Origin of the sequence: Altererythrobacter sp. B11, assembly GCF_003569745.1 — a bacterium.
Classification (GTDB): domain Bacteria; phylum Pseudomonadota; class Alphaproteobacteria; order Sphingomonadales; family Sphingomonadaceae; genus Croceibacterium_C.
This window is the reverse complement of record NZ_AP018498.1, coordinates 1,521,555-1,538,496: the sequence shown is the minus strand read 5'-3', so window position 1 is coordinate 1,538,496 and position 16,942 is coordinate 1,521,555. Positions and strand designations below refer to the sequence as shown.

At 66.8% G+C, this 16,942-nt stretch carries 17 protein-coding genes; 14 read left to right on the top strand and 3 right to left on the bottom strand.

Annotated elements, in window-relative coordinates:
- Window positions 1-112: 112 nt before the first annotated feature.
- Window positions 113-1,486: a class II 3-deoxy-7-phosphoheptulonate synthase gene (locus tag AEB_RS07360; protein WP_119082602.1), complete on the bottom strand. Its 1,374-nt coding sequence runs from the start codon at window positions 1,484-1,486 to the stop codon at window positions 113-115.
- 143 nt (window positions 1,487-1,629) lie between these two features.
- Window positions 1,630-4,557, bottom strand: a complete 2,928-nt coding sequence (locus AEB_RS07355; protein ID WP_119082601.1) for a M16 family metallopeptidase — start codon at window positions 4,555-4,557, stop codon at window positions 1,630-1,632.
- A gap of 306 nt (window positions 4,558-4,863) precedes the next feature.
- Between AEB_RS07355 and AEB_RS07350 the strand changes: the two genes are divergently transcribed.
- From AEB_RS07350 to AEB_RS07285, 14 genes are all read left to right on the top strand, one after another.
- On the top strand, window positions 4,864-5,439 hold the full coding sequence (locus tag AEB_RS07350) for a NifU family protein (protein WP_119082600.1): 576 nt from the start codon (window positions 4,864-4,866) through the stop codon (window positions 5,437-5,439).
- Between the two features lie 61 nt (window positions 5,440-5,500).
- Complete coding sequence (locus tag AEB_RS07345; RefSeq protein ID WP_119082599.1) at window positions 5,501-6,094, top strand: malonic semialdehyde reductase; 594 nt, start codon at window positions 5,501-5,503, stop codon at window positions 6,092-6,094.
- Window positions 6,095-6,106: 12 nt separating this feature from the next.
- Window positions 6,107-6,730 (top strand): tRNA (adenosine(37)-N6)-threonylcarbamoyltransferase complex dimerization subunit type 1 TsaB, encoded by a 624-nt coding sequence (gene tsaB / locus AEB_RS07340; protein ID WP_119082598.1) that lies wholly within the window; start codon window positions 6,107-6,109, stop codon window positions 6,728-6,730.
- Window positions 6,727-7,203, top strand: a complete 477-nt coding sequence (gene rimI, locus AEB_RS07335) for a ribosomal protein S18-alanine N-acetyltransferase (RefSeq protein WP_231958953.1) — start codon at window positions 6,727-6,729, stop codon at window positions 7,201-7,203. Before tsaB ends, rimI begins: the two co-directional genes overlap by 4 nt.
- Before the next feature lie 147 nt (window positions 7,204-7,350).
- On the top strand, window positions 7,351-7,794 hold the full coding sequence (locus AEB_RS07330) for a MucR family transcriptional regulator (RefSeq protein WP_119082597.1): 444 nt from the start codon (window positions 7,351-7,353) through the stop codon (window positions 7,792-7,794).
- 82 nt (window positions 7,795-7,876) lie between these two features.
- A complete protein-coding gene (locus AEB_RS07325; protein ID WP_119082596.1) occupies window positions 7,877-8,299 on the top strand; it encodes a Fur family transcriptional regulator in 423 nt (140 codons plus the stop codon).
- 43 nt (window positions 8,300-8,342) lie between these two features.
- Window positions 8,343-9,059 (top strand): lysophospholipid acyltransferase family protein, encoded by a 717-nt coding sequence (locus AEB_RS07320; protein ID WP_172593025.1) that lies wholly within the window; start codon window positions 8,343-8,345, stop codon window positions 9,057-9,059.
- A 30-nt stretch (window positions 9,060-9,089) separates the two neighbouring features.
- The gene (gene miaB / locus AEB_RS07315; protein WP_119082594.1) at window positions 9,090-10,439 is read left to right on the top strand and encodes a tRNA (N6-isopentenyl adenosine(37)-C2)-methylthiotransferase MiaB; all 1,350 of its coding nucleotides are present in this window, start codon (window positions 9,090-9,092) and stop codon (window positions 10,437-10,439) included.
- A gap of 107 nt (window positions 10,440-10,546) precedes the next feature.
- Entirely contained in the window at window positions 10,547-11,581 is a 1,035-nt protein-coding gene (locus AEB_RS07310; protein ID WP_119082593.1) for a PhoH family protein, read from the top strand.
- A gap of 273 nt (window positions 11,582-11,854) precedes the next feature.
- Window positions 11,855-12,313: an NUDIX hydrolase gene (locus tag AEB_RS07305; RefSeq protein WP_119082592.1), complete on the top strand. Its 459-nt coding sequence runs from the start codon at window positions 11,855-11,857 to the stop codon at window positions 12,311-12,313.
- A gap of 479 nt (window positions 12,314-12,792) precedes the next feature.
- Window positions 12,793-13,287 (top strand): rRNA maturation RNase YbeY, encoded by a 495-nt coding sequence (ybeY, locus tag AEB_RS07300; protein ID WP_119082591.1) that lies wholly within the window; start codon window positions 12,793-12,795, stop codon window positions 13,285-13,287.
- Window positions 13,288-13,325: 38 nt separating this feature from the next.
- Window positions 13,326-14,252: a hemolysin family protein gene (locus tag AEB_RS07295; protein ID WP_119082590.1), complete on the top strand. Its 927-nt coding sequence runs from the start codon at window positions 13,326-13,328 to the stop codon at window positions 14,250-14,252.
- A gap of 247 nt (window positions 14,253-14,499) precedes the next feature.
- The gene (locus AEB_RS07290; RefSeq protein WP_231958952.1) at window positions 14,500-15,342 is read left to right on the top strand and encodes a LysR family transcriptional regulator; all 843 of its coding nucleotides are present in this window, start codon (window positions 14,500-14,502) and stop codon (window positions 15,340-15,342) included.
- 74 nt (window positions 15,343-15,416) lie between these two features.
- Window positions 15,417-16,388, top strand: a complete 972-nt coding sequence (locus tag AEB_RS07285) for a nuclear transport factor 2 family protein (protein ID WP_119082588.1) — start codon at window positions 15,417-15,419, stop codon at window positions 16,386-16,388.
- A gap of 60 nt (window positions 16,389-16,448) precedes the next feature.
- On the opposite strand, the gene AEB_RS07280 is transcribed toward AEB_RS07285, so the two are convergent.
- Window positions 16,449-16,913, bottom strand: a complete 465-nt coding sequence (locus tag AEB_RS07280; RefSeq protein ID WP_119082587.1) for a peptidylprolyl isomerase — start codon at window positions 16,911-16,913, stop codon at window positions 16,449-16,451.
- Window positions 16,914-16,942 lie beyond the last annotated feature (29 nt).

Below are 16,942 nucleotides of genomic sequence, written 5' to 3'. Positions count from 1 at the left end.
CGCGCTACGGCCGCACTAAAATCGGAAACGAGGCGGAAGCCCAGCCCCCGCCCCGCTGTGCGCACCAGTCGCTCGCCGGCCGCCCCCTACAGGGCAGCCGGCAGCACGAAAATCAGGCGGCGTCCTTGTGCCGTTCCTGCACTTCGAGATTGAGCATCTCGGCCAGCAGGAAGGCGAGTTCCAGCGACTGCGCGGCATTGAGCCGGGGATCGCAATGGGTGCGATAGCGGTCGGCCAGCGCCTCGTCGGTGATCGCCACCGCGCCGCCGGTGCATTCGGTCACGTCCTGCCCGGTCATTTCGATATGCACGCCGCCGGCATGGGTGCCTTCGGCGCGATGAACGGCGAAGAAGCCCTTCACCTCGGACAGGATGCGGTCGAACGGGCGCGTCTTCAGGCCGCTTTCGGCCTTGATGACATTGCCGTGCATCGGGTCGCAGCTCCACACCACCGGATGGCCTTCGCGCTTCACCGCGCGCACCAGCCGGGGCAGGCCCGCTTCCACCTTGTCATGCCCGAAGCGGCTGATCAGCGTCATCCGCCCCGGCTCGCGGCCCGGGTTCAGCGTGTCGAGCATCCGCAGCAGCGCATCGGGCTCCAGGCTGGGGCCGCATTTCATGCCGATCGGATTGCCCACGCCGCGCAGGAATTCCACATGCGCGCTGCCATCGAAGCGCGTGCGATCGCCGATCCACAGCATGTGGGCGCTGGTGTCATACCAGTCGCCGGTGAGCGAATCCTGCCGGGTCAGCGCCTCCTCGTACTGCAGCAGCAGCGCCTCGTGGCTGGTGTAGAACGGCGCGCTCTTCAGCTGCGGGGTGTTTTCCGGATCGATGCCGCAGGCTTCCATGAAGTCCAGCGCCTCGCCGATGCGGTCGGCGATGTCGCTGAAGCGGTCCGCCCAGGGGCTGCGGCCCATGAAATCGAGCGTCCAGTTGTGCACCTGGCGCAGATTGGCATAGCCGCCGCCGGCAAAGGCACGCAGCAGGTTCAGCGTCGCGGCCGACTGGCTGTAGGCGCGGATCATCCGCTGCGGATCGTTGCGGCGGTCGGCCTCGTTGAAATCGATGCCGTTGATGATGTCGCCCAGATAGCTCGGCAGGGTGAGATCGCCCTGCGTCTCCGTCGGCGCGCTGCGCGGCTTGGCGAACTGGCCCGCCATGCGGCCCACCTTCACCACCGGCATCTTGCTGGCGAAGATCATCACCGCCGCCATCTGCAGCAGCACGCGGAAGGTATCGCGGATGTTGTTCGGGTGGAATTCCGCGAAGCTTTCCGCGCAATCCCCGCCCTGCAGCAGGAAACCGCGGCCATGGCACACTTCCGCCAGTTCCGCCTTCAGCGCGCGCGCCTCGCCCGCAAAGACGAGCGGCGGATAATTGGCGAGCGTGCGCTCCGCCGCCTCCAGCGCCTCTGCGTCTTCATAGGCGGGGAGATGCTTCGCCTCGAAGCTCTTCCAGCCCTGCGGGGTCCAATTCTGTGCCACGTCAAAAATCCAGCTTACGGATGGGGATGTGCGGATAAGGGCGGAGCCCCTACTCCCGCAGGCGCCGCCGCGCAAATGTTACATCGGTTATCGCTTTGGCGCCACCCGCGCGGGGGCGGGCGCCAGCGATCGGGAAGGGCCGATCAGGGGGCGGCGGCGGCTTCCGTCCCCTTCGGCATCACCGCCATCCGCCAGCCGCCATGCGCCGCGAGATAGCGTGCTGCCAGCGCCTTGATCTCCTCCGGCGTGGTCTGGGTGTAATCGGCCACGATGCTGCCCAGCTTGTCTACCCGGTTGGGGTCGAAGCTCGCCCCCTGCAGCTGGTTCAGCCAGAAGGTGTGGCCCGTTTGCAGCCGGTACAGCAACTGCAGCATCGGCTCGGTCACGCGGCCCATCTCGTCCTTAGTGGGACCGGTGGCGGCAAGGTCAGTGGCGATCTTGTCCGCCGCTTCAAAGAAGGCGGGCACCTGCGTGGGCGAAAGCTGCGCCAGCGCCAGCATGCGGCCGCCATTGTCGATATCGAGCGGCCAGCCCGAGGCGACGTAAGGCGAATAGCTCGCCCCCGCCCGTTCGCGCAGCGCATCCAGCAGGCGGTTGGAGAAGATCTGCGCCAGCAGTTCCAGCTTGCGGCTTTCCGGCAGCCCGGCCGATCCGCCGCCCGTGGGCCATGCGATCAGCGCCGCTGCCTGATCCGCCTCGCCATTGTGGGTCAGCACCATCGGCTTGCTGTTGGGCGCGGGGAATTCGGCCGGGGCGGGCAGCACCGCCGGCCCTTCCATCGGCCGCGGCGCCAGCGCGCCGAAGGTGCGGGAAAGCGCCGCCACGGCCGCTTCCCGGTCGAAATCGCCGAAGATGTCGACCTCTACCGGCCCCTGCGCGAGCAGGCGTTCCCACACCGCCCGGAAGCCTTCGGGCGTGGTCGCCCGCAGCTCGTCCGGCGTCGGGGTCTTGTAGCGCGGATCGCGATCATGCAGCAGCCAGTCGAGATCGCGGTTGAGCACTCCGTTGGGATTGCCGGCATAGGAATCATAGGTCAGCAGCGCGCTGGCCTTGGCCCGTTCCAGCGGCGCCGTATCCCACCGCGGCATGGCGAGCTTGGCAGCGAAGAGATAGAGCTGGTCCGCCACATCCTCCGCCCGGGTCTGCCCCTCGAACACGAAGGTACCGTCCTCGATGCGGAAGTCGAAGCCCAGCTTGCGGCCGGTGGCGATCCGGTCCAGCTCGTCCTGCCCCAGCGCACCCTCGCCCGAGCCGACCAGCGCCATCTCGCCCAGCGCGGCATAGGCGCCTTCATCCTTGCCCACGGCCTGCCAGCCGCGGCCGAAGCGCACCCGCACCGTGGCGCGGCCGGGCTCGTTGTCCGTCGGCCACAGCAGAGCGCGCACGCCATTGGCGAAGGTGACCTTCTCCACATCGAACACGCCCAGCGGCTCGCGCGTCACCGGATCGGCCGGGACGCCCACGGGCGGAAGATCGGCGAAGCTGATCGGCGCGGCATCGCTGCGCCCGGCGCGGCTCATATCCACCGGCGCCAGCAGCGCCTGGCGCAGATCGGCCGCGGTTGCCTCCCCCGCCTCCGGCGTCAGCAGCATGGCGCGGATCACCGGGCCGGAGAACAGCTCCTGCGTATGTTCGTGAATGGCCTCGGGCGTGAAGCGATCGCGCATGGTGCGGAACACCTGCAGCACCGTTTCGGGCGAGGCCACCGCTTCGCGAATGTCCACCGCATTCACCACGTCGTCCGCCAGCTTGGAACCGGCCTGGATGCGGCTCTGCTCCACCATGTTGGCGAAGACGACGTCATATTCCGCCAGCTCGCGGTCGATCTCGTCCTGGCTCGGCGGCTCGGCCACCGCATCGGCGATCACCGCGCGGACATCGGCCAGCGCCGTCTTCCAGTCCGCAGTCAGCGGTGCGAAGGCGACATAGGTCGCATCGGCGGAGCGGCTGGTCTTCTGCTCCTCTATGGCGGCATACAGGAAGCTGCCGCCGGCCCGCGCGCGCGTTTCCAGCCGCCGGTTGATGATCGCCTCGGCGATGGCATCGATCAGCAGGCCGCGATTGTATTCGAGATTGTCCGTCACCTGATGCCAGGGACGCAGGATGGCATAGGTCAGCCCGCGCGGCTGGCCCGGTTCCACCAGCACCCGCGTTTCTCCCACGGGATTGGCTGGATCGGCGCCCTTGGGCGCATCCGGCTTGCCGAAATCGGGCTGCGGCGCGGGCTTGCCCGGCACCTTCCAGTCCGCGAAATAGCGTTCCACCAGTACCGCCAGCTGCTGCGGATCGGCATCGCCCACCACCACGATCACGGCGTTTTCCGGGCGATACCAGCGATCGTGGAAAGCCTGCACGGCGCTCGCCCTGGCGTTTTGCAGCGTCTTCGTATCGCCGATCGGGCCTCGCTCCGCCAGTCGCTGCCCGGAGAAGAACAATTGCCGCGTGGCATCGGCGATGCGCGATTCCGGCCCGGTCCGCTCGCGCCGTTCGGCCAGCACGATCGGCACCTCGGTGTCGATGTTCTTCTGGCTCAGCACCGGCTCGCGGATCATGCCGGAAAGCAGGCGGATGCTCTCGTCCAGCGTCGCCGGGCGGGCATTCGGCAGGTCCAGCTTGAACACGGTCTGCGTCGGGCTGGTGATCGCATTGGTATCATTGCCCAGGCTCGCGCCCAGTCGCTGAAAATGCGGGATCGCCTCGCCATCACCCAGATATTCCGATTCGCGGAACACCAGATGCTCGATCAGATGGGCGAAGCCCCGCTCCGCATCGGTTTCATACAGCGATCCGGCGTCGATCCGCACGCGGATGGACACCTGCCCCGGCGGCACACCGTTGTTGCGCACGGCATAACGCACCCCGTTCGGCATCTCGCCAAACAGCCAGTCGCCATCCACCGGAATGTCCGTGCCGCGATAGATCCACGGATCGTCCGGCTGGGCATAGAGCGGAATGGCCGCCTGCTCGGGCGCCACCGGCAGCGGCGCGGCCGCCTGCTGCGCAGCGGTGGGAAGCGGGGCGAGAAGAGCCAGCGGGGCAAGGAAGCGCAGGGCGCGCAGGGAGAAAGTCATGGCCCGTCAATAGGGGGGCTAGGGATGAAGGGACAGTGAATAACGCGCGTCCTTCGACAGGCTCAGGACGAGCGGGAGGGGTGATCCGCTCCACCCCTCGTCATCCCCGCGCAGGCGGGGATCCAGCGCGAAATGCGCCGCCGCCGGACTGGATTCCCGCCTGCGCGGGAATGACGAAGGAAGGGTGACGTTGGCGTGGCCACCCCACCCGCTCAGCCTGAGCCTGTCGCAGGCCACGCGCGGCCATCGCCATTCCGCCGCCCCTGCGGCCTTGCCGCGCGCGCCCGCGGCTCCTACATCCGCGGCATGTTCATCGAGACCGAAACCACGCCCAATCCCGCCACGCTGAAGTTCCTGCCGGGGCAGCAGGTGATGCCGTCCGGCACGCGCGATTTCGCGAGCCCGGAAGAGGCCGAAGCCTCCCCGCTGGCGGAAGCCCTGTTCGATACGGGCGAAGTTACGGGCGTGTTCTTCGGCCGCGATTTCGTGTCCGTTACCGCTGCGCCGGGCGTGGACTGGAGCATGCTGAAGCCCCAGGTGGTGGCGGTCCTGCTCGATCACTTCGTCAGCCAGGCCCCGTTGTTCGCCGCCGGCAGCGCCAGCGGCATCGCCGTCCCGCCGGAGGACGAGGACATGGGCGATGATCCCGCCGATGCGGAGATCGTGGCGCAGATCAAGGAACTGATCGAAACCCGCGTGCGGCCCGCCGTGGCGGGCGATGGTGGCGACATCCGCTATCGCGGCTTCCGCGAAGGCGTTGTCTATCTCACCATGCAGGGTGCCTGTTCGGGCTGTCCCAGTTCCACGGCCACGCTGAAGAACGGGATCGAGGGACTGCTCAAGCACTATGTTCCCGAAGTAAGCGAAGTCCGCGCCGCCTGATCGTCCCGCCGGCCACGGCCGACAGATCGGATTCGCAAGGATAGCACAGGGAGTAATCGCCATGGCCGAACCGCTCGATTCCGCCGCGCTCGACCAGCTGTTCCGCGAAGCGCGCAGCTTCAGCGAATGGCAGGATCGCGAAGTCACCGATGCGCAGATCCATGCAATCTGGGAACTGGTGAAGATGGGGCCGACTTCGGCCAACCAGCTCCCGGCGCGGATCGTGTGGTGTAAGTCCGGCCCAGCGAAGGAACGGCTGGCGCAGCATGCCGCCGAAGGCAATCGCAAGAAGATCCTCACCGCGCCCGTCTGCGCCATCATCGCGATGGACGAGGATTTCCATGAACAGCTCCCTTGGCTGTTCCCGCACACCGATGCGCGCAGCTGGTTCACGGGGGATGAGGAAGCGCGCAAGCGCTCCGCCTTCCGCAATGGCACGCTGCAGGGTGCTTATCTGATCCTCGCCGCCCGCGCCCTGGGCCTCGATTGCGGGCCGATGTCGGGCTTCGACAATGCGGCGGTGGATGCCGATTTCTTCGCCGACCACCCCAAGTGGAAGAGCAATTTCATCTGCTCCATCGGCTATGGGGACCGGGATACGCTGTTCCCCCGCAGCCCCCGCCCCGATTTCGACGTTTTCAACCAGCTGCTGTAGCTCCGCCTCCACGTGCGCATCCTGGCGATAGACAGCGCGACGGAGGCCTGCTCGGCCGCCCTGTTCGCAGATGGCGTGCTGCTGGCCGGCAACGCCGAGACCATCGGTCGCGGCCATGCCGAACGGCTCGTGCCGATGATCGCGGAGATGCCCGGGCGCGGCCGGGCGGAGCGTATTCTCGTGTCGCTCGGCCCCGGCAGCTTCACTGGCGTGCGCATCGGCCTCGCCGCCGCTCGCGCGCTGGCGCTGGCGTGGAATGCGGAGATCCTCGGCTACCCCACCCTCGCCCTGCTCGCCGCCATGGCACGGAGGGAAGCGGGGGAGGAGCGGGGCGTTTCGGTGTGCATGACGGGCGGACATGGCGAATGGTTCGTGCAGGATTTCGCCCCGGGCGGCGAAGCGGAAGGGCCGCTGGCCTCGCTCCCACCCGATCGTGCGGCGCAGGCGCTGCGGCATGATCTCGTCTGCGGCAATCAGGCCGAGGCGCTGGTGGCACAGCGCGGCAGCGGGCGTGCGCTGCCGCTGCTGCCCGATGCCCGATACGTGCCGTTGTTGCCGAAATCTGTCCTGACGGAGCGCCTGACGCCACTCTATGGTCGCGCTCCCGACGCCAAATTGCCCGGAGGCGGTGCATGAGCAGCGTGATGATGGACGATCTCGATCGGATCATGGCGGTGATGGAGGCGGCCTTCGATCCCGCCTTCGGGGAAGCCTGGACGCGGCGGCAGGTCGAGGACGCACTGGCGCTGCCGAACACGCATTACCTGCTGGCGGGCACGGATGGCGCACCGCCCGCACCGGGCGCGCCGGCGGTGGGCTTCGTCCTCTCGCGCGGGGTGCTGGACGAGGAAGAACTGCTGCTGATCGCGGTCGACCCTGCCTGCCGCCGCCACGGCGTGGGCGCGCGGCTGATCGAACGCTTTGCCGATGCCGCCCGCGGGCGCGGCGCCACGCGGCTGTTCCTGGAAATGCGCGATGGCAATCCGGCCGAATCGCTCTATCTGCGCCATGGTTTTCACAGGATAGGTCGGCGAAAGAACTATTATCGCCGGGGTCAAGGCCAGCCGATCGACGCGATTACCTTCGGACGCGACAATCAGAACAATTAAATACCGCAGCTGGACCAGTAGTTCGGCCGATTTTTTACTTGCCGAGCCTTGTAAATGGACGCCCCGTGTTGCACATGGCGCCGCGGTGAAGCTGCGACGCCCTGATTTGAAGAGCGCGGCGCGGCGCATCAAGAAAAAGGAGATGAGATGGATAATCTCGAAACAGATATGAATGAGACCCTCATCACGCTTACTTCCGACATTGTTGCCGCGCATGTGAGCAACAACGAGGTGGCGGTGAATGAAGTGGCCTCGCTGATTTCGAACGTCTACGGCGCGCTTGCCGGCCTGGGCGCCGAACCGCAGAAGGATGAAAAGCCGGAACCGGCCGTATCCATCCGCGCCTCGGTGAAGCCCGATCACCTCGTGTGCCTGGAAGACGGCCGCAAGCTGAAGATGCTGAAGCGCCACCTGATGACGCAGTACAACATGACGCCGGACGAATATCGCCAGCGCTGGGGCCTGCCGGCAGACTATCCCATGGTCGCACCCGACTATGCGGAGAAGCGCCGCGCCCTCGCCAAGGAGATCGGTCTCGGCCGCAAGCCCGGCCAGCGCCGCGGGCGCCGCAAGGCCGCCGCGTCGAGCTGAGGACAGCTCGACCACCGCGGTTGTAAAAACGCCCCGCCCCGACCATAGTGGCGGGGCGTTTTGCATTTGAACGGGATAGAGTGTGCAGCAAGCCATCGACCTCGAAGCGCTGTGTGCCGAACGCGGGCTGAGGATAACCGAGCAGCGCCGCGTGATCGCGCGCGTGCTGTCGGAAAGCAGTGATCACCCCGATGTGGAGGCGCTGCATGCGCGCGCATCGGCGATCGACCCCAAGATTTCGATCGCCACGGTCTATCGCACCGTGCGCCTGTTCGAAGAAGCGGGCATCCTCGACCGGCACGATTTCGGTGACGGGCGCGCCCGCTATGAAGCGGCGCCCGAAGCGCATCACGATCACCTGATCGACGTTGAGACCGGCAAGGTCGTCGAATTCGTCGATCCCGAGCTGGAGGCGCTCCAGCGCGTGATTGCCGAAAAGCTCGGCTATCGCCTGGTCGATCACCGCATGGAGCTCTACGGCGTCCGCATCGACCGCGAGGACTGAGCGCGCGCAAGCACCGCCGCGCCGCCTGCTCCTCGTCCTGCGGGTGGGCGCGATCCTGTGCGTCTTCGCCTGCGTCGTGCCGTTCCAGCTGCTGCTGACCGCCTGCGGCCTGCGCCGCGCGATCCCGCCGCATTTCCTCGGCGTGGTCGGCTGGCTGTGCGGGCTGCGCATCCGCTGCATCGGCCGCCCCGCGCACGGCAAGCTGCTGCTGCTCGCCAACCATGTCAGCTGGCTGGACATTCTGGCCCTCGCCGGTGTCAGCCGCAGCGCCTTCGTCGCGCATGGCGGCCTTGCCGGGCACCGCCTGCTCAAATGGCTGTGCGACCAGAACGACACGCTGTTTATCGCGCGGGAGCGGCGCGGCACGATTGCCGGGCAAGTGGCGCAATTGCGCGCCGCCCTCGCCCGCCGGCGCATGACGGTATTTCCCGAAGGCACCACCGGCGACGGGCGCGGCCTGCTGCCCTTCAAGAGCGCGCTGCTCTCCTCCGTCGAGCGCGCGGGCGACGATCTCGACGATCTCACCGTGCAGCCCGTCGCGCTGGTCTATGAGGATGCGGAAGGAATCGCCTGGCTGGGGGACGAGCCGGGCGCCGACAATGTCCGCCGCATCCTGTGCCGCACGCGCCCGGTGCGCCTGACGATCCGCTTTCTCGATCCGCTGGCGCACGAGGCGCTGCATTCGCGCAAGGCCATGGCGGAGGCGGCGCGCGCGGCCATCGCTGCCGCCCTGCCACCCGCGCCCCCGCGCCCGCTTTAATTTCGCGGCCATTTCGCCTAAGCGGCTGCCATGCGACAGAGTGACGCCCCCCGGACCTATCGGGTCAAGAGCTTCGGCTGCCAGATGAACGTCTATGATGGCGAACGCATGGCCGAATTGCTGGCCGAGAAGGGCCTGTCCGCCGCGCCCGAAGGCGAGGAAGCCGATCTGGTGGTGCTGAACACCTGCCATATCCGCGAGAAGGCGGCGGAGAAGGTCTATTCCGATATCGGCCGGCTGGTGAAGGCGGGTGGCGACAAGCCGCCGATGATCGCCGTCGCCGGCTGCGTCGCCCAGGCGGAGGGGGAGGAGATCATGGCCCGCGCCCCCGCGGTGGGCATGGTCGTGGGCCCGCAAGCCTATCACCGCCTGCCGCAGATGATCGACGAGGCCGTCGCCGGCCGCCGCGCCACCGACACGGAGATGCCCGCCGACGCCAAATTCGCCGCCCTCCCCGCGCGGCGCAAGGTCGGTCCTTCGGCCTTCCTCACCGTGCAGGAAGGCTGCGACAAGTTCTGCACCTATTGCGTGGTGCCCTACACCCGCGGCGCCGAAATCTCCCGCCCCTTCGCCGATCTGCTGGCCGAGGCGGAGCGGCTGGTGGCTGGCGGCGCGCGCGAGATCACGCTGCTGGGGCAGAACGTCAACGCCTGGTCGGGCGAGGACGATCGCGGCCGCGCCGTCGGGCTGGACGGGCTGATCCGCCGCCTTGCGGAAATCACGGACCTCGCGCGCATCCGCTACACCACCAGCCATCCCAACGACATGTCCGACGGGCTGATCGCCGCGCATGGCGAGGTGGACAAGCTCATGCCCTATCTCCACCTGCCGGTGCAGAGCGGCTCCGACCGGGTGCTGAAGGCGATGAACCGCAGCCATACGGCGGACGGCTATCTGCGCCTGCTGGACCGGTTCCGCGCCGCGCGGCCCGATATCGCGCTGTCGGGCGATTTCATCGTCGGCTTCCCGGGCGAGACCGAGGCCGAATTCGAAGAGACACTGCGGCTGGTGGACGCGGTCCGCTATGCCCAGGCCTTCAGCTTCAAATATTCCCCCCGCCCCGGCACCCCTGCCGCCACCATGGAAGGGCAAGTCCCGCGCGAGGTGATGGACGACCGGCTGCAGCGCCTGCAGGCCGCGCTCAATCGCGATCAGCTGGGTTTCAACCAGGCCTCCGTGGGCCGCAGCTGCGATGTGCTGGTGGAACGCCGCGGCCGCCATCCGGGCCAGTGGCTGGGCAAATCCCCCTGGCTGCAATCGGTGTTCTTCGATGAAGCAGCGGGCGGCGCGGCGGCGATCGGCGATCTGGTCCGCGTGGAACTGGCCGAGGCCGGGCCCAATTCGGTCCGCGGGCGAGTGGAGCAACCCGCCATCGCCTGACCGGCGGTCCATGGCATTTGCAAGACTTTCCACCGGCATATGACAGCTGGCGGCTTGCCTCCCGCCCCGCGGGCCTTATCTTTCGAGCATCAGCCCGAAAGGAGCGCATGGCCCGCAAAGCATCCCGTGCCGAAGGCGATTCGGCACTCGCCCATCCCGAAGACCGCCGCGACGCCGCGCGCCGCGCCCGGGCAGAATTGCGGTTTGACGAGCAGGCGATGCTCGGCCCCCTCTTCGGGCAATTCGATGCCAATCTGGTCCAGATCGAAAACCGCCTCGGCGTGTTCATCGCTGCCCGGGGGGACCGGGTGGTGATCGAAGGCACGGAAGACGAAGTGGCCCGCGCGCGCCAGGTGCTGGTCGCCATGCATGAGAAGCTGCAGGCCGGCGGCGAACTCGATTCCGGTGCCATCGAAGCGATGATCGCCATGTCGAACGAGCCGATGCTGGATGGCATCATCACCGGCGAGGCCAAGGGCCCGCCGATCATGATCCGCACCCGCCGCAAGACGATCAGCCCGCGCAGCGCGATGCAGGCGGATTACATGCGCCAGCTCGCCAGCCGCGACATCATCTTCGCGCTCGGCCCGGCGGGCACCGGCAAGACCTATCTCGCCGTGGCGCAGGCGGTCAGCCAGCTCATCACCGGCAGCGTCCAGCGCCTGATCCTCAGCCGCCCCGCGGTGGAAGCGGGCGAGCGGCTGGGCTTCCTGCCCGGCGACATGAAGGAGAAGGTCGATCCCTATCTCCGCCCGCTCTACGATGCGCTGTATGATTGCATGCCGCCCGAACAGGTGGACCGGCGCATCGCCAGCGGCGAAATCGAAATCGCCCCGATCGCCTTTATGCGCGGCCGCACGCTGGCCGATGCCTTCGTGATCCTGGACGAAGCGCAGAACACCACGCGCGAACAGATGAAGATGTTCCTCACCCGCTTCGGCCAGAACAGCCGCATGGTGGTGTGCGGCGACCCGCGGCAGGTGGATATCCCCGGCGGCATGGGCCACTCCGGCCTTGCCGACGCGGTGGCCCGGCTGGAAGGCGTGGACGGCATCGGCATAACCCGCTTCACCACCGCCGACGTGGTCCGCCACCCGATTGTGGGGCGGATTGTCGAGGCATACGAGGGGCCGAACGCTTAGGAGCGCGCTGCGCGTCATCACCCGCGCCGCGCGAACCTCCCCCCATTCGTCATCCCCGCGCAGGCGGGGATCCAGCGCGGACCTCGCCCGCCTCCCGCTGGATTCCCGCCTGCGCGGGAATGACGAAAGTTAGCTGGGGGTCGACCCCCACACCCCACCCGCTCAGTCTGAGCCTGTCGAAGGCCACGCGCTACCGCCTACGTCTGGCGTAAAGCGCACCTGCGCGCCCCTCGCCCCTGCGCCCGACTGCGTAATGCGCTACTGCATCTTCGTATGACTACATGGCGCCCCGACTCGGCAATCCGCGTAAAGGCCATTGGTCTGCATTGGCGTGATGGCCGGTTGCTGGCTGCCGAGGTTCTAGACGATAATGGCCGACTGAAGGGTGTACGGCCATTGGGTGGCAGTGTGGAATTCGGCGAGACGTTGAAGGATGCAGTCATCCGGGAGTTCGAGGAAGAACTAGGTGTGTGCGTCGCACCTCTGGGAAGCCCGCATTTTTTCGAGAACATTTACCTTCACGAGGGCGCCACTGGACATGAGATCCTGGCGGTCTTCGACGTTTGCTTTCCGAGAGGAAAGTTTGAAGACTGCGAGCGCATCGACTTCAAAGAGGCTCATGGTGGAACTTGCGCGGCGAGGTGGTTCGATCTCGATGAGTTGGATTTGGATGGCAGGCCTGATTTGTATCCTGTCGGCCTGAAGGCCTATCTGCAAAGCAGGGGTGGCTAAGCAGCGCCATTGACCGCCGCGCGCGTCCTTCGACAGGCTCAGGACGAGCGGTGGTGGCCGCGCCGCCGGGAAGGCGGCCGCGCAGCATCCAACCTCGTCACCTCTCAGAGCCGTGTGCGGCCTAGCCCCTCCTTCGTCATCCCCGCGCAGGCGGGGATCCAGTGCGGGCCGCGCTGCCTCCGGCTGGATTCCCGCCTTCGCGGGAATGACGAAGGTTAGCTGGGGGTCACCCCCCACACCCCACCCGCTCAGCCTGAGCCTGTCGAAGGCCACGCGCCTTCCTCCCGGCGTTGACCAACACCCGCCCTCAGCATTTCCTACCGGCCGCCGATCGCGCTATGCGCAGGCCATGTCCACAGCCGCCTCCCCCCGTCCCGCACCCGGCAAAGCGCCCGCGCGCCTCAGGCCCGGTTTTCTGCCGATGAACCCTGTTCCACGGCGTTCCAAGCGTGCACCAGCTGCGACGAACCGAGAGCCTCATGCAGCTTGAAATGGATGTGGCGGAACCCTGGCCGGCGGGCGAGTGGGAGGCGCTGGCGGAGCGGGTGGCGGAGTGTGCGGCAAAGGTGGCACCCGAGCTGGGCAATCCGCGCCTTTCGGCCAGCGTGATCTTCACCTCCGATGCGGAGGTGCACGAGCTCAACCGCGAGTGGCGGCAGCGCGACAAGCCGACCAATGTGCTGTCCTTCCCCATGCTGGAGCGCGAGGACTTGCTCGATCTGGCGCCGGAGGGGCCGCCCGAATTGCTCGGCGACATCGCCCTGGCGCATGACACCTGCGCCCGCGAGGCGGCGGAGAAAGGCGTTTCGCTTCAGGATCATGCGGCGCATCTGGTGCTGCACGGACTGCTCCATCTGGCGGGCTATGACCATGAGATCTCGCCCGCGGATGCCGATGCGATGGAAGCGCTCGAAACAAAGGCGCTTGCCTTCATGGGAATCGCGGACCCATATGGCGACCGCGACGTTCGGTGATGAACGGCTCAGCACAACAAGGGGAAAGTGGCAGGGCGATGCCCGAAGATTCCAGACCGGGCGAATCCAGCAAGGGAGACGCGGACAGTAGGGGCGGATTGTGGAATGTGATCCGCCGGCTCTTCGACGAGGGGGGCGGCACGTCGCTCCGCGCGCAGTTGGAAGAAGCAATCGACGAGCATGAAGGGGAGCAGGCCGCCGGCCAGTTGCCCGGCAGCGGCGATCTTTCGCCGGTCGAGCTCACCATGCTGCGCAACCTGCTGCATTTCAGCGAGCATGATGCCGATGACGTGGCGATCCCGCGCGGCGAGATCATCGCGGTGTCGGCCGCGGCGAGCTGGGAAGAGGTGGTCGGCGCCTTTGCGGAGCACGGCCATTCGCGCCTGCCCGTCTATCGCGACACGCTCGACCGGGTGATCGGCATGATCCACATCAAGGATGTGTTTCCCTATCTCGCCAACGGCAAGCCGCCGCCGGCGGACTGGACCGTGCTGATGCGTCAGCCGCTCTATGTCCCGCAGGCGCGCGGCGCGCTGGACGTGCTGGCCGACATGCGCGCCCGGCGCATCCATCTGGCGATCGTGATCGACGAGTTTTCGGGCACCGACGGAATCATCACGATCGAGGATCTGGTGGAGGAGATTGTCGGCGACATCGAGGACGAGCATGACGAGGCGCCGATCGAACTGGTGGTGCCGATCGGCGAAGGCATGTGGGATGCTGATGCCCGCGCCGAGCTGGACGACGTGGCGGAGACGGTGAAGGATCCGCGCCTCGCCGAAGTGGAGGAGGCGGTCGATACGCTGGGCGGCCTGGCCTTCGTGCTGGCCGGCCAGGTGCCGCAGCCGGGCGCGGTGCTGGACCATCCGAGCGGCTGGCGGATCGAGGTGACGGCGGGGGATGAAACGCATGTCACCCGGCTGCGCCTGCATCCGCCCGAGGAAGCGGAAGCGGAGGAGGAGTAAGCCGGGCGGCATTCACGCCGCGGAAAGGCGCAGGAGGTAGTGCGGAGGTGTTGCGCTTGCCGCATGACCTTCTCAACTTGCTTGAGTGACCGGGTTCGCTTCGCAGGTGCGACAAAATAAAGATATTAATCAAGAACCTGCCAAATCATCCCCGACTATGCGCAATTCCCGTCTCGACTCTGTTGCATTTTTCTGAACACTGAAAGCAATGCGCCGTCTTCCTCCCCTCCGCGCACTCGAGGCGTTCGTGCGTGTCGTGCGCCTGGGCTCCGCCCGCGCCGCCGCGGACGAACTCGGCCTCAGCCCGTCGGCACTGTCGCGGCGAATCGCCAATCTGGAGGACTTCACCGGCAAGAAGATGTTCTCCCGCACCGGGCAGGCGATGAAGCTGACGGACGAGGGCCGCGCCTTCTATGACGCGGTGGCGCCGCATCTGGAATCGCTGGCGGTCGCGGTGGAAGCGCAGTCGGAGAATTTCCAGCTGCTGCGCCTGCGGCTGGGCGTGCTGCCGCTGTTCGGCACGCAGCGCCTGTTCCCTCGCCTGCCGGAACTGCGCCAGCTGCACCCTCGGCTGCATATCGATATCGACACGGGGCCGCATCTGATCGACCGAGTGGGCGATACGCTGGATGCGGCGATCCTGCTCACCACCAATCCGCCAGCCGGGTTCCATGGCGTTCAGCTGGACCAGAACACAATCCACGCCATGTGCAACAAGGGCCTGCTGGAAGAGCTCGGTCCTGCCCCCGGTATCCCCGAGCTGGAGAAGCAGACCTTCCTCCTCCACACCGACATGCCGCTGAGCTTCGATGCATGGAAAGCGGCGCTCGGCTATCAGGCGCTGCAGCCCAGCGCGGTGGATCATTACGATTCCGGCCAGCTGATCCTGGAAGCGGCGGCGCAGGGGCTTGGCATCGCCATGATGCATGACGATCACATGCGGCGAAACAACGACCCGCGCCTCGCCAAGCTGTTCGACGGGCTGCAGGTGGAAAGCCCCTACAGCTACTGGTTCGTGTGCCGCCCGGTGGATCTGGAAACGCGCCCGGTGCGCATCTTCCACGACTGGCTGAAGAGCGCCGGCCTCTAGCTCCCTGTTCCCAAGGCCCCTCCCCCCGGCTACAAAGCCGGCGAAGGGTAGGAAAACACCCAAGGGGGATGCCAATGAGGAAATCGATCTATCTGCTTGCCGCCGTGCTGGCGTGCAGCCCGTTCACCGCCCAGGCGCAGATGCGCGCGCTGAGCGATCCGGTGGTGGCGCATCCGGATCCGGAATCGCTGTTCACCAGCAACGATCCCAAGCTCCAGCGCAACAAGCAGGCCGCGCTGCATATCATGCGCGAACTGCTGCAATGCGACCAATGGCAGCGCGCGGGCGAGTGGCTGACCGATCGCTATATCCAGCACAATCCGCTCGCCGCCTCGGGCCTCGCCGGGGTGCAGCGCTATTTCATCGAAGTGGCCAAGCGCCAGCCGAAGGACAATTGCACCAAGCTCACCAACCCGATCGTCGCGGTGCAGGCGGAAGGCGATTACGTCACCGTGCTGACGGTCCGCCAGGTGCCCTATGCCGATGATCCGACGAAGAGCTACACCACCACCTGGTTCGACACCTGGCGCTTCGTGGACGGCAAGGCCGACGAGCACTGGGATCCGGCCACCCTGCCCGCGGGCGCCCAGCAGACCAATGGCCTGGACGTGGACACGGTGCTGCGCGAATCGGTGGAGCGCGCGGCCATCGAAAAGCTGATGTGGGACTATGTCCGCGCCGCGGACACGCTCAATGCCGACGAGTATGTGAAAGTGTTCACCGAGGACGGCGCCTTCCTGAAAGTGAAGGGCCACGACGCACTCCACAAGATGATCGCCGACATGGAGAAGAGCCAGGCCCCGCGCCGCGCTCGCGGTGAACTGGGGGCGATGCACCACATCATGTCCAACCAGTCGATCGAGTTCCTTTCCCCCACCCGCGCGCGGGTGCATTACTATTGGCAGACCGTGTTCGGCGGGCCCGCCGGAAGCAAGCCAGAGCCGAGAGTCGCCGCTGTAGGCAATGGGGTGGACGATGTGGTGAAGGTGGGCGGCAAGTGGCTGATCGAAAGCCGCAACGTCGCCCCGCCGCGCGAGCAGGAATAACCACCGCCCGCTAGGCCGTAAAAAGGAAGGGACGCCCCGGTGGCGCCCCTTCGCTTATGATCAGCCGACCGTCGCCTTGACGATCTTGCCCGGCGCGCGCGGGGGCTCACCCTTGGGCAGCGCGTCGACATGCTCCATGCCGCTCTCCACCTGGCCCCATACGGTGTACTGGCCGTCGAGGAAGCGGGCATCGTCGAAGCAGATGAAGAACTGGCTGTTGGCGCTGTCCGGCACCTGGGTGCGGGCCATGGAGCAGGTGCCGCGCACATGCGGTTCCTTGTTGAACTCCGCCTTCAGGTCGGGCTTGTCGCTGCCGCTCATGCCGGTGCCGGTGGGATCGCCGCCCTGCGCCATGAAGCCGGGGATCACGCGGTGGAACACCACGCCGTCGTAGAAGCCTTCCTTGGCAAGCTCGGTAATCCGCTCGACATGGCCGGGCGCGAGATCGGGACGCAGCTTGATCACCACGTCACCACCCTCTCCATTTCCGGTGTCGAGCGTCAGGGTCAGCGTGTCATCGGCCATAGGTGCAATCTCCTCTCGGGGTTTCGCGG